General features: G+C 65.9%; 11 protein-coding genes and 1 rRNA gene. 11 read left to right on the forward strand and 1 reads right to left on the reverse strand.

Annotated elements, in window-relative coordinates:
• The first annotated feature begins 3 nt into the window (after positions 1-3).
• The 9 genes from pheT to D4765_RS12505 all read left to right on the forward strand — a co-directional run bounded on the left by pheT (position 4) and on the right by D4765_RS12505 (position 10,675).
• Positions 4-2,553, forward strand: a complete 2,550-nt coding sequence (gene pheT, locus D4765_RS12465; protein WP_136642630.1) for a phenylalanine--tRNA ligase subunit beta — start codon at positions 4-6, stop codon at positions 2,551-2,553.
• 66 nt (positions 2,554-2,619) lie between these two features.
• The gene (gene argC, locus D4765_RS12470; protein WP_136642631.1) at positions 2,620-3,666 is read left to right on the forward strand and encodes an N-acetyl-gamma-glutamyl-phosphate reductase; all 1,047 of its coding nucleotides are present in this window, start codon (positions 2,620-2,622) and stop codon (positions 3,664-3,666) included.
• A gap of 115 nt (positions 3,667-3,781) precedes the next feature.
• Positions 3,782-4,948: a bifunctional glutamate N-acetyltransferase/amino-acid acetyltransferase ArgJ gene (argJ, locus tag D4765_RS12475; protein WP_136642632.1), complete on the forward strand. Its 1,167-nt coding sequence runs from the start codon at positions 3,782-3,784 to the stop codon at positions 4,946-4,948.
• Positions 4,948-5,889, forward strand: coding sequence for an acetylglutamate kinase (argB, locus tag D4765_RS12480; protein WP_136642633.1), 942 nt, complete (start codon positions 4,948-4,950; stop codon positions 5,887-5,889). Before argJ ends, argB begins: the two co-directional genes overlap by 1 nt.
• Complete coding sequence (locus tag D4765_RS12485) at positions 5,886-7,076, forward strand: acetylornithine transaminase (protein ID WP_272898623.1); 1,191 nt, start codon at positions 5,886-5,888, stop codon at positions 7,074-7,076. Before argB ends, D4765_RS12485 begins: the two co-directional genes overlap by 4 nt.
• A gap of 105 nt (positions 7,077-7,181) precedes the next feature.
• Positions 7,182-8,105, forward strand: a complete 924-nt coding sequence (gene argF / locus D4765_RS12490) for an ornithine carbamoyltransferase (protein WP_136642634.1) — start codon at positions 7,182-7,184, stop codon at positions 8,103-8,105.
• Between the two features lie 185 nt (positions 8,106-8,290).
• A complete protein-coding gene (gene argH / locus D4765_RS12495; protein ID WP_136642635.1) occupies positions 8,291-9,793 on the forward strand; it encodes an argininosuccinate lyase in 1,503 nt (500 codons plus the stop codon).
• Positions 9,790-10,017, forward strand: coding sequence for a hypothetical protein (locus D4765_RS12500; RefSeq protein ID WP_136642636.1), 228 nt, complete (start codon positions 9,790-9,792; stop codon positions 10,015-10,017). Before argH ends, D4765_RS12500 begins: the two co-directional genes overlap by 4 nt.
• 4 nt (positions 10,018-10,021) lie before the next feature.
• Complete coding sequence (locus D4765_RS12505) at positions 10,022-10,675, forward strand: DNA-3-methyladenine glycosylase (protein ID WP_136642637.1); 654 nt, start codon at positions 10,022-10,024, stop codon at positions 10,673-10,675.
• 23 nt (positions 10,676-10,698) lie between these two features.
• On the opposite strand, the gene D4765_RS12510 is transcribed toward D4765_RS12505, so the two are convergent.
• On the reverse strand, positions 10,699-10,962 hold the full coding sequence (locus D4765_RS12510; RefSeq protein WP_136642638.1) for a hypothetical protein: 264 nt from the start codon (positions 10,960-10,962) through the stop codon (positions 10,699-10,701).
• Between the two features lie 72 nt (positions 10,963-11,034).
• Between D4765_RS12510 and tyrS the strand changes: the two genes are divergently transcribed.
• Both tyrS and D4765_RS12520 read left to right on the forward strand, forming a co-directional pair.
• The gene (tyrS, locus tag D4765_RS12515; protein ID WP_237280408.1) at positions 11,035-12,342 is read left to right on the forward strand and encodes a tyrosine--tRNA ligase; all 1,308 of its coding nucleotides are present in this window, start codon (positions 11,035-11,037) and stop codon (positions 12,340-12,342) included.
• 483 nt (positions 12,343-12,825) lie between these two features.
• Positions 12,826-13,148: ribosomal RNA gene (locus D4765_RS12520) — 16S ribosomal RNA — on the forward strand; the annotation flags it as partial.

Here is a 13,148-nt window from a genome sequence, read left to right on the forward strand (position 1 = left end):
TTCATGCGTATTCCCATTAGTTGGCTCTCAGAGTTCGTCGAACTTCCGGTCGGTACGTCGGTCGACGACATCCACGCTGCGCTGGTGAGCGTCGGGCTCGAAGAAGAGGGCTCCCACGACTTCGACATCGACGGCCCCGTCGTGGTCGGTGAGGTGCTCGAATTCTCCGAAGAGCCCCAGACGAACGGCAAGACCATCCGCTGGTGCAGCGTTCGAGTGGCCCCACCGGGCGTCGCTGCTGCCGACGGCGGGGCGGATGTTCGGGGCATCGTGTGCGGAGCCCCGAACTTCTTCGTGGGTGACAAAGTGGTGGTGACCCTCCCCGGCGCCGTTCTGCCCGGGGGCTTCGCCATCGCCGCCCGCAAGACCTACGGCCACATCTCCGACGGCATGATCGCCTCGGCGCGTGAGCTCGGCCTCGGCGAAGAACACGACGGTATTCTGCGACTCGCGAGCCTCGGTCTCGACCCCGAGGTCGGCACCGATGCGCTCAACCTGCTCGGCCTCGACGACGCCGCAGTAGAGGTGAACGTCACCCCTGACCGCGGGTACGCCTTCTCCATCCGCGGAATCGCGCGCGAGTACGCGCACGCCACCGGCGTGGTGTTCCGTGACCCCGCGGTCGAGCTGCAGAGCGCCACCGCCGATCTCGATGCCCACTCGGGAGTCGAGGTGACCATCGATGATCGTGCACCCATCCGTGGCCGCGTCGGCGCGAGCGTTTTCGTCACGCGCGTCGTGCGCGGCGTCGATGCTGCGGCCGCCACCCCGTCATGGATGATCGCGCGGCTGAAACTCGCCGGCATCCGGTCGGTCTCGCTGCTGGTCGACATCACGAACTACGTCATGATCGAGCTCGGGCAGCCGCTGCACGGGTACGACCTCGACCGTCTCGACGGCCCGATCGTCGTGCGCCGAGCTGAGCCCGGCGAGACCCTGACGACGCTCGACTCGCACGTGCGCACACTCGACGGTGAAGACCTGGTCATCGCCGACGCCAGTGGCGCGATCGGCCTGGCCGGGGTGATGGGCGGTCTCTCGACCGAGATCACCGACGAAACCGTCGATGTGCTCATCGAAGCGGCCAACTTCGACCCGGTGACCATCGCACGCACGGTTCGGCGCCACAAACTGCCGAGCGAAGCCTCAAAACGTTTCGAACGCGGAGTCGACCCCGAGGTCGCTGCTGCTGCTGCGGCACGAGCCGTTCAGCTCATCGAAGAACTCGCCGGCGGCCACGCCGACTCGCTCGGCTCTCGGTATCACGCGCACGAACAGCTCACCCCCATCTTCTTGCCCGATGCGTACATCTCGAGCCTCGTTGGTGTCGACTACACCGACGCCGAGATCACCGACTCGCTCATCGAGATCGGTGCCACGCTCGAGTACGCGCACGACGGTCTGCTCGTCGCGCCCCCGAGCTGGCGCCCCGACCTCACCCACAAGGCGACGCTGGCCGAAGAGGTCGCGCGCATCGTGGGGTACGCGCGTATTCCGAGCATTATTCCGGTGGCTCCCTCTGGTCGAGGTTTCACCCGCGAGCAGAAGCTTCGACGGCTCGCCGGCGACACTCTGGCCGCCAGCGGTTCGACCGAGGTTCTTGGCTCGCCGTTCGTGAATGCCGAGCTGAACACCGTCTTCGGCTCAGCCGACGGTTCCCCCGTCACCGCGATCAAGCTGGCCAACCCACTCGACGCTGAATCGCCGTTCCTTCGCACGTCGACCCTGCCCGGGCTCATCGACATCGCTCGGCGCAACCTGTCGCGCGGTCTCACCGACCTCGCTCTCTTCGAGGTCGGTGCTGTCTTCCTTCCCGAACCAGGTGTGACCTACGGGGTGACCGAGGTTCCACTCGGTGCCAGCTTGCCCTCTGCCGAGACGCTCGCCGAACTGAACGCGAGTATTCCGCCGCAGCCGTGGCACGTTGGCCTGCTGTTCCTTGGCAACTCGGTCGACAAGCAGCCCGGCCAGAACGCCATTCCCGTGGGCGTCGCCGACGCTCTCGATACCGTGCGGCTGCTCGCCGACGCGCTCGATGTGCCCGTCTCGGTGCGTCAGGGCAGTCACGCAGCGATGCACCCGGGCCGAACGGCCGAAGTGACCGTGGCACTGCCGACCGGTGACGAGGTGCTCGTGGGTTACGTGGGCGAACTTCTGCCGGCTCTTGCTGAGCAGTATCATCTGCCGCGCGTCGTGGCCGTCGCCGAAATCGACCTCAGCGCGCTCATCGAGCTTGCGGCACGCAGTGTTGAGGCCACTCCGCTGGCGGGGTACCCGGCGGCAACGCAAGATGTCTCGCTGGTGGTGGCCGAGACGGTGGCCGCCGGCGAAGTTCAGCGTGCGGTGGCTGCCGGGGCGGGCGAGCTCCTCGAGAGCATCCGGCTCGTTGATGACTACCGTTCGACGGGGATCGACGAGGGCTACAAGTCGCTCACGTTCGCCTTGCGTTTTCGCGCGTCAGACCGCACCCTCACCGCGGCCGAGGCGAGCGATTCGCGGCTCGCGGGTGTCGCAGAGGCTGTGCGCCAGTTCGGGGCGGTCGTTCGGGAGTAGCGAGTGGCGCGCGGAGGCATCACCGCCGCGCGCTTCGCTCGTTCGTGGGCGCGGTAGATTTGAGGCATGTCTTTTTCGGTTGCTGTAGCGGGCGCAAGCGGGTATGCGGGTGGCGAGCTCTTGAGGCTCCTGGCGAATCACCCCGAGTTCGAGGTGCGAACCGTGACCGCGAACACCAATGCCGGCCAGCCGTTGCTGGCGGTGCACCCGCACCTGCGCTCGTACGGCGACCTCGTTCTCAGCGAGACAACGACCGCTGCCCTGAACGGGCACGACATCGTGTTTCTGGCGCTGCCGCATGGTAAATCGGGCGTGATCACCGAAACGCTCGACCCTGAAACCCTTGTCGTCGATTGCGGGGCCGATCACCGGCTCACCAATGAGGCCGACTGGGCGAAGTTCTACGGCGGCGACTTCTTCGGCGCGTGGCCCTATGGCCTGCCCGAGCTTCTCATCGAGAACCATGCGCAGCAGCGCTCACAGCTCGTCGGTGTGAAACGCATCGCTGTGCCCGGTTGCAACGTGACCGCTATCAGCCTCGGGCTCGCGCCGGGTCTGCGTGCCGGGGTCATCCAGCCGGTCGATCTCGTGGCCGTTCTTGCGGTGGGGCCGTCGGGCGCCGGCAAGAGTCTCCGCACGAACCTGCTCGCGAGCGAGATTCTCGGCTCGGCCAGCGCGTACGCCGTGGGCGGCACCCACCGACACAACCCCGAGATCGTGCAGAACCTCAGCGCGGCCGCCGGTACGAAGGTCACGGTGTCGTTTACCCCGGTGCTGATTCCCGCGGCCCGTGGCATCCTCGCCACCTCGACCGCGCGGCTCGCCGCCGGCATCAGCGCCCACGACGTGCGTTCGGCCTGGGTCAACGCCTACGCTGACGAGCCGTTTGTGCACGTGCTGCCCGAGGGCCAGTTTCCGAGCATGTCCGACGTGATCGGTGCCAACACCGCGCTCATCGGCATCGCCGTCGACGAGGCTGCCGACCGCGTGGTCACGGTCACCGCGATCGACAACCTCGTGAAGGGCACCGCGGGCGCGGCCATCCAGTCGGCGAACATCGCGCTGGGGCTGCCAGAGACGCTGGGCCTGCCCCTGAACGGCCTGGCCCCGTGAGTTCGGTGCGCACACATTCGGCCCACCCACTCGGTGAACACCGACGTTCGGCCCGGCCAGTTTGGCTTCACACACTTTCGTTCCAGCCCGCCCCCAGACCCCCAGGAGTACCTTCGTGAGCGTCACAGCCCCCGCCGGATTCGAAGCGGCCGGCATCGCCCGCGGCCTCAAATCGTCGGGAGACCGCGACCTCGCGCTGGTGGTCAATCGCGGTCCGAGCACCGCGGCCGCCGCCGTCTTCACCTCGAACCGCTGCAAGGCCAACCCGATTCTCTGGTCTGAGCAGGTCATTCGTGACGGCTCGGTGTTGGCGGTCATCCTGAATTCGGGCGGAGCGAACTGCTACACGGGTACCTTCGGCTTTCAGACCACCCACGCCACGGCCGAGGCGGTGGCCGAAGCGCTCTCAGTGTCGGCCGGCGACGTGATCGTGTGCTCGACCGGCCTCATCGGAACCGGCGACCAGGTCTTTCGCGACAGAGTCGTCGGGGGAGTGCCGGGCGTTGTCGCCGCCCTCACCCAGAATGGCGGCACCGATGCGGCTCTCGCCATCATGACTACCGATACGAAGGCGAAGCAGTCGGTCGCCGCGGGCGATGGATGGTCGATCGGCGGTATGGCGAAGGGCGCCGGTATGCTCGCTCCCGGCCTCGCCACCATGCTCGTCGTCATCACGACCGATGCCGACCTGCCCGCGGCAGCCCTCGACCGGGCCCTCCGCGCGGCAACCAGAGTGACGTTCGACCGACTCGACTCCGACGGCTGCATGTCGACCAACGACACCGTGACGCTCATGGCGAGTGGGGCATCCGGAGTCGTACCCGACGAAGCCACCTTCACGGCCGCCCTCACCGGGCTCTGCCACGACCTCGCGCTGCAGTTGCAGGCCGATGCCGAGGGGGCCAGCCACGACATCACCATCACCGTGGTCAACGCCGAAGCCGAAGACCAGGCCGTGACCGTGGGTCGTTCGGTATCGCGCAGCAACCTGTTCAAGGCCGCCATCTTCGGTAACGACCCGAACTGGGGCCGTGTGCTCGCTGCCGTGGGCACCGTCAGCGAGGCCGAGGCAACGTTCGACCCCTACAACATCGACGTCACCATCAACGGCGTGATGATCTGCAAGGCGGGCGAGCCGTTCGAAGACCGCGACCTCATCGACCTCACGCCGCGCGCCGTCACCGTGCTCATCGACCTGCACTCGGGTGACGCGGTCGCGTCGATCTACACGAACGACCTCACTCACGACTACGTGCACGAGAACAGCGCGTACGCCAGCTGATGACGACCCTCGACCACGAACTCGCCGCCGCGAAGGCGGCAACGCTCATCGAGTCACTGCCGTGGCTGCAGGCCTTTCACGACCAGATCATGGTCGTCAAGTTCGGCGGCAATGCGATGGTCGACCCCGACCTGCAGCGCACTTTCGCCGAAGACATGGTGTACCTGCGCTACGCGGGCATCAGACCGGTCGTTGTGCACGGCGGGGGCCCTCAGATCTCCCGGATGCTCGCCCGCCTCGGCATCGAGAGCGAGTTCCGTGGCGGCTACCGTGTCACCAGCCCCGAGGCGATGGATGTCGTTCGCATGGTGCTCACCGGGCAGATCAGCCGGGACATCGTCAGCCACATCAACGAACACGCCCCACTCGCCACGGCGATCTCGGGCGAAGACGCCGGGCTGTTCGAGGGCCAGCGCCGCACGATCGAGCTCGACGGTGAGACCGTCGATCTCGGCCTGGTGGGCGATGTCGTCGGAGTGAACCCCGAAGCCGTGCTGGAGCACATCGCGGCCGGCCGTATCCCGGTCATCTCCTCGATCGCGCCCGACCGCGACGAGCCGGGGCAGGTGCTGAACATCAACGCCGACGCGGCCGCTGCGGCACTCGCCGTAGCGCTCGGGGCAGCCAAGCTGGTGATTCTCACCGACGTTGCGGGCCTCTACTCCGACTGGCCGAACCGAGACTCGCTCCTCTCTGTCATCGACTCTGAAGAGCTGCGCGCCCTGCTGCCGAGCCTTGAGTCGGGCATGATCCCGAAGATGGCGGCGTGCCTCGAGGCGGTCGATGGGGGAGTGGCGAAGGCCGCGATCATCGACGGCCGAACCCCGCACTCGATCCTGCTCGAGGTGTTCACCCAGAGCGGCATCGGCACCGAGGTCGTGCGCGGCCTCGAATCAGGCATTTCAGAACCGCATATTTCAATTGAGAGGGAAACCCCGTGACCACCCCGTGGATCGACACGTTCAATAACTCGATGATGCGCACCATGGGTACGCCCCTGGCGATGCTCACGCACGGTCGCGGTGCCTTCGTGTGGGATGAGAACGAGAAGGAATATCTCGACTTTCTGGCCGGCATCGCCGTCAACTCGCTCGGCCACGCGCATCCGGTGCTCATCGACGCCGTCACCCGCCAGGTCAGTACCCTCGCGCACGTCTCGAACTACTTCTCGACCCGCCCGCAGCTCGAGCTGGCCGAGCGCCTGAAGCGCATCACCGGCGCCGGCCCCGAGGGTCGGGCCTACTTCTGCAACTCGGGCGCCGAAGCGAATGAGGCCGCCTTCAAGCTGGCCCGCCTGAACTCGCGCGATGGCCGCACCAAAATTCTCGCGCTGAAGAACGCCTTCCACGGCCGCACGATGGGTTCGCTCGCCCTCACCGGCAAGCCCACCATGCAGGAAGCGTTCCTGCCTATGCCGGGTGGCGTCGAGCACATCGACTCCACCATCGAGGCGCTCGAAGCTGCCCTCGACGGCACCGTGGCCGCGCTCTTCGTCGAACCCATCAAGGGTGAGGCAGGCGTAATCGACCTGCCAGAGGGCTACCTCGCCCGGGCACGCGAGCTCACCGAGAAGCACCACGTGCTGCTCATCGTCGACGAGATTCAGACGGGCGTCGGCCGCACCGGTCGCTGGTTCGCCTACGAGCACGCCGGTATCAAACCCGATGCCGTCACCATCGCAAAGGGCATGGCCGGGGGAGTGCCCATCGGCGCCCTGGTCACCTTCGGCTGGGCATCCGAGCTCTACCAGCGCGGAATGCACGGCAGCACGTTCGGCGGAAACCCGCTCGCCACCGCTGCGGCCAATGCCGTGCTCGCCTACATCGAAGAGGTCGACCTCGTCGGCAACGCCGAGCGCCGCGGCGTGCAGCTGCGCGAACGCATCGCCGCCCTGAACTCGCCTCTCATCACCGAGTTGCGCGGGCAGGGCCTGCTCATTGGCATCGGCCTGGCCGAGCCGGTGGCGAACCAGCTGGTGGCAGCCGCAATGGATGCTGGACTCATCATCAACGCCGCCAACGAGTCGACCATTCGCATGGCCCCGCCGCTGATCATCCGCGACCTCGAAGTGGATGCCTTCATCACCCGCTTCAGCAGAGCCCTGGCCGCGATGCCCGCGCTGGTGTAGCGGTACCGCTACTCTGGTTCTTTCTGTCTGACCCGATCTGCCCGACCCGCTCTGGCCGCCCCTTTCTGCCCGCCCCTTTCTGCCCGCCCGACCCGAAGGCTCCCGATGACCCGCCACTTTCTGCGCGACGACGACCTCTCACCCGCCGAACAGGCCGAGATTCTCGACCTGGCGGCAGTGCTGAAGCGTGACCGATTCAGCGAGAAGCCGCTTGCCGGCCCGCAGACGGTCGCCGTCATCTTTGACAAGTCGTCGACCCGCACCCGCGTCTCGTTCGCCGTCGGCATCGCCGATCTGGGGGGCAGCCCCCTCATCATCAGCACAGCAAACAGTCAATTGAGTGGCAAAGAGACGGCCACCGACACCGCGAGGGTTCTCGAACGCCAGGTCGCGGCTATCGTGTGGCGCACCTACGCTCAGGCCGGCCTCGAAGACATGGCCCGGGGCACGACGGTTCCGGTCGTCAATGCGCTCTCAGATGATTTTCACCCCTGCCAGCTCCTTGCCGACCTGCTCACCATCCGTGAGCATCGGGGCGAACTCGCCGGGCTCACGGTGACCTTCCTCGGTGACGGCGCCAGCAACATGGGCCAGTCGTACCTGCTCGCCTGCGCCACGGCCGGCATGCACGTGCGCATCGCCGCGCCCGTCGACTACTCACCCGACCCCACCGTGGTTCAGGATGCCCAGGCCATCGCCGCGGCAACCGGAGGTTCGGCCGCCACCTACATCGACCCCGTCGAAGCCGTCACCGGCGCCGACATCGTGGTCACCGACACCTGGGTTTCGATGGGCAAAGAAGACGAGAAGGCCGCCCGCGTGAAGACGTTCGGTGGCTACCAGGTCGACCAGGCACTCATGGCGCACGCCAAAAGCGATGCGCTCTTTCTGCACTGCCTGCCGGCCGACCGCGGGTACGAGGTGGCGGCCGACGTCATCGACGGCCCGCAGAGCGTGGTGTGGGATGAGGCGGAGAACCGCCTGCACGCGCAGAAAGCGCTGCTCGTCTGGCTCCTGCGCCAGCAGTAGCGCTGGCGGCAGCGCCAACACGAGCGGCGGCGGCGTGCGTGCTTCCTGGCCCACGGGGTCGCGGCGCTAAACTCAGACCCACGCCGCGACTTCGCCGCCAACAGACCCACGGGTCTTCAGGCCCGCCGGTTCGCGGCACGACTTCTCTGTAACTGCATCAACTGAAGAAACACACGAGGCACAGCGTGGCAGACAATCGAGCGAGTGAAGCGGGCGCCCTCTGGGGTGGGCGGTTCGCCAGCGGGCCCTCACCAGAACTGCTGGCCCTCAGCAAGTCGACCCACTTCGACTGGCAGCTCTGGCCCTACGATATCAGCGGCTCCCGCGCGCACGCCACGGCGTTGGCGGCGGCCGGCTACCTGACGCCCGACGAGCTGGGGGCTATGACAGCGGCGCTCGACCGCCTGGCCGCGTCGATCGAAGTGGGCGACTTCACGGCGGCAGAATCCGACGAAGACGTGCACTCGGCCCTCGAACGCGGTCTCATCGCCGAAGCTGGCGCCGAGCTCGGTGGCAAACTGCGCGCGGGTCGCAGCCGCAACGACCAGATCGCCACGCTCATCCGGCTGTACCTCCTCGACCACGGCCGCGAGCTCGGCCACCTCGTCGTTCAGCTCATCGACGCCATCGCCTCGCAGGCCGCGGCGCATCCGGATGCCCCCATGCCGGGCCGCACGCACCTGCAGCACGCGCAGCCGGTGCTTCTCTCGCACCACCTGCTCGCGCACGCCTGGCCGCTGGTTCGCGATCTCGAACGCCTGCGCGACTGGAGTGCCCGGGCATCCGCCTCGCCCTACGGTGCAGGCGCGCTGGCCGGTAGTTCGCTCGGCCTCGACCCCGCTCTCGTGGCGTCAGAGCTCGGCCTCACCGCCGGCCCCATGCTGAACTCCATCGATGCCACCGCGAGTCGCGACGTGGTCGCCGAGTTCGCCTTCATCACCAGCCTCATCGGCATCAATCTCTCGCGCTTCGCCGAGGAGATCATTGTGTGGGCCACCCGCGAGTTCGGCTTCGTGAAGCTGCACGACGGCTACTCCACCGGCTCGTCGATCATGCCGCAGAAAAAGAACCCCGACATCGCCGAGTTGGCGCGGGGCAAGTCGGGGCGCCTCATCGGCAACCTCGCCGGCCTGCTCGCCACCCTCAAGGGCCTGCCGCTGGCGTACAACCGTGATCTGCAGGAAGACAAAGAGCCCGTTTTCGACTCGGTCGAGCAACTCGAGGTGCTGCTGCCCGCTTTCACCGGCATGGTCGCGTCGCTCACCTTCAACACCGACCGGCTGGCCGAGCTTGCACCGCAGGGGTTCTCGCTCGCGACCGACGTGGCCGAATGGCTTGTCAGGCAGGGCGTGCCCTTCCGTGACGCGCACGAGATCAGCGGAGATCTGGTGCGGTTCTGTGAGCAGAACGGGCTCGAACTGCACGAACCCACCGACGAACAGCTCACAACGGTGTCGGTGCATCTCACTCCCGCCGTTCGCGACGTGGTCACCGTCACCGGCTCGATCGCGAGCCGCAACGGCATCGGCGGCACGGCCGGTGTGCGTGTTGCCGAACAGCTCGCGTCGCTCACTGCCCAAGTGCGCGTCCTGCAGAAGTCAGTGGCCGGTGCCGGGGCCGGCACAGCTGCCGATGGCGCACCCACACTCGATGAACCCCTCCTCTACCACCCGAAGGCGACAGCATGACACTCAGCAGCAGCTCCGGCTCGCCCGACGGCCTCGGCCCCGAGACATCGGGCGGCAAGAAGCCCAAAGTCGACCAAGACATTCGAAACCACCCGCTCTACAAGACACCCTGGTGGCGCAAGCCGCTGAAGCCGTGGATGTTCTGGACCCTCGCCAGCGTTCTCGTCGCCATTCTCGTCGCGGCTGTCATCGTCTGCATCTCGCTGGGCATCAAGCTCTTCTGACCCTATGGCGTCTGCCGAAGTCGTGCCGGGCACCTCGATTCCCGACCCCGACCTGTTCCTCCGGCCCGCCGTCGAGGTGGCGCCCCTTCTGCTCGGAGCGCTGCTCAGTCGTACCTCAGCTGAGGGCACCACGACCCTCCGCATCACTGAGGTCGAGGCGTACCTCGGCGTGGGCGCCGATCCGGGCTCACACTCCTTTCGCGGCCAGACCCCCGCCAACTCGGTCATGTTCGGCGAACCCCTGCACCTCTACACGTACTTCACCTACGGCATGCACACCTGCGCCAACATCGTCTGCTCGCCAGCCGGCATCGCGAGCGGTGTTCTGATCCGCGCCGGCGAGATCGTCGACGGCCTCGATCTCGCGCGCGAGCGCCGCGGCCACGCGATACCTCTTCGTGACCTCGCCCGCGGCCCCGCTCGCCTCACCCGCGCCCTCGGCATCCCTCTCTCCGATGGGGGAGCCTCCCTTCTCGCTTCCCCATACGGTCTCCGGATGCCCGACCACCCCTCGCGCTTCGAGACGTCTGCCCGCACGGGTCTCGGCGGCCTGGGCGGCACCCCCGCGTACCCCTGGCGCTTCTTCATCCCCTCCGACCCCACCGTCTCGCCCTACAAACGTCACCCCAAGCTCGCCCCCTTCACCCCGACGGCATAGCTCTCCGCCCATTCGATGTCGGGTCAGGTCTCCCACTCGAGCGAATCGAATTCGTCGCGCTCGAAGAACTCGGCGAGACGCGCCCGGCAGCACAGCCACGTCGTGCGGCGCCCACCTGACCGGCCGCCTGACTGCCCACCCCACTGCCCACCCCACTGCTCCACCAGAAACCCACCGCTCACCTCCTGATCGTCGAGCACCAGCACGTTCTGGCCCTCGTTCTCGCCCTCGGTCAACACCCCGACCAGCCCCACGGGAATGACGGCATACGGGTGGTGTTGTTTCATCGCGGCTCAGCCTTAGTCATAGTTGAGAATTAATCATAACTGATCACGCGTGCCACTGGTACTCTGTGAACCGTGCCTCAGCCAGTGTTGGTAGCTCTGTCTACCCAGAAAAATGACCCGTCGTTCTCCTCTGTGTGGGATGAGCTGAAGTGGCGCGGCCTGGTGCACGTCTCGACAGACGAAGCCGAGCTGAAGACGCTGCTCGACGGCGCGCCCATCACCTTCTACTGCGGGTTCGACCCGACGGCCCCGAGTCTTCACCTCGGCAATCTTGTGCAGATCCTCGTTATGCGCCGCCTTCAACTTGCCGGGCACAAGCCGTTGGCACTCGTGGGCGGCTCGACCGGTCTCATCGGAGACCCACGCCCGACCGCCGAACGCACGTTGACCGCGCGCGACACCGTCGCCGAATGGGTTGGGTACCTGCAAGCTCAGGTGTCGAGGTTTCTGAGTTTCGAAGGTGACAGCAGAGCACGGCTCGTGAACAACCTCGACTGGACGGCCCCGCTCAGCGCCATCGACTTCCTCCGCGACATCGGCAAGTACTTTCGCGTGGGCACCATGCTGAAGAAAGACGCGGTGAGCGCCCGTCTCAACTCCGACGCCGGCATCAGCTACACCGAGTTCAGCTACCAGATTCTGCAGGGCCTCGACTACCTCGAGCTCTACCGCACCTACGGCTGCCGCCTGCAGACGGGTGGCAGCGACCAGTGGGGCAACCTCACCAGCGGCACCGACCTCATCCGTCGCGCAGAGCAACAGAGCGTGCACGCCATCGGCACGCCCCTCATCACGAACTCCGACGGCACCAAGTTCGGTAAGAGCGAGGGCAACGCCATCTGGCTCGACCCCGCCCTCACCAGTCCGTACGCGTTCTACCAGTTCTGGCTCAACACCGACGATGCCGATGCCCTCGAACGGTTGAAGATCTTCACGTTCCTGACTCGCGACGAGCTGAACCGGCTCGCGGAGGCCGTTGCGACCGAACCGTTCCGGCGCGAAGCGCAGCGCACCCTCGCCTACGAGGTCACCTCCCTCGTTCACGGAACCGACGCTACCGACGCCGCCATCGCCGCCGCCGCGGCACTCTTCGGGCAGGGCGATCTCGCCGATCTCCCCGAGCAGGCTCTTCGCCAGGCTCTAGCCGAACTCCCTACCGTCGAGACGACTCCGGATGCTCTACTGCTGCAGCTCGTTGTCGACACCAAACTCGTCGCAACGATCAGCGAGGCTCGGCGTGCCCTCGCCCAGGGTGGCCTCTATGCCAACAACGTGAAGATCGACAACGACCAGCTCACCGCAGGTGACGTTGCCCTTACCGGTGGCGTCGTGGTTCTGCGTCGCGGCAAGAAAACCCTCGCGGGCGCTGTCGTCGTCTAGTTCCGCGCGTTTCCGGGGCGACACGCCCGGGTGTCGCGGTCTATTTGCCAGCCACGAAACATACCCGTAATGTTTCTTCTTGTCACCCCAAAGGTTCGGAAAGCGGTTCTGTTTTCTGGCCTCAAGTGGGGCCGTTTCCCATGTGAAGAAAACCGCGGATGCCGTTTGGTGTTTGTTGTGTTTGGGCTTTGTGTGGTGGGCGATGGTTTATGGTTGTGAAGTTGCCTCGTGTCGGGTCTGGTTGTTGTGACTGGGTTTCTGGTGTGGGTGCGTCCGATCTTTGAGAACTCAACAGCGTGCACATTGTCAAATGCCAAATCCCCGTGACACCTTTTTTGGTGTTCGGGTTCCTTTGGGAAAAACAATTAGTGGGGCATCTTTTTGGGGTGTTTCACGGACAAGCAAGTCAGTAATGATTTGTTCTGTCAGCATCAAACTTGTCATGCCGGCTTCGATTCCCGTTGTTGGTGTGGCGCGTAAGCATTTACGGAGAGTTTGATCCTGGCTCAGGACGAACGCTGGCGGCGTGCTTAACACATGCAAGTCGAACGATGATGCTGAGCTTGCTTAGCGGATTAGTGGCGAACGGGTGAGTAACACGTGAGTAACCTGCCCTTGACTCTGGGATAAGCGTTGGAAACGACGTCTAATACCGGATACGACCTCTTACCGCATGGTGTGGGGGTGGAAAGATTTTTTGGTCAAGGATGGACTCGCGGCCTATCAGGTTGTTGGTGAGGTAATGGCTCACCAAGCCTACGACGGGTAGCCGGCCTGAGAGGGTGACCGGCCACACTGGGACTGAG

Origin of the sequence: Subtercola vilae (genome assembly GCF_004923255.1) — a bacterium.
Lineage (GTDB): Bacteria > Actinomycetota > Actinomycetes > Actinomycetales > Microbacteriaceae > Subtercola > Subtercola vilae.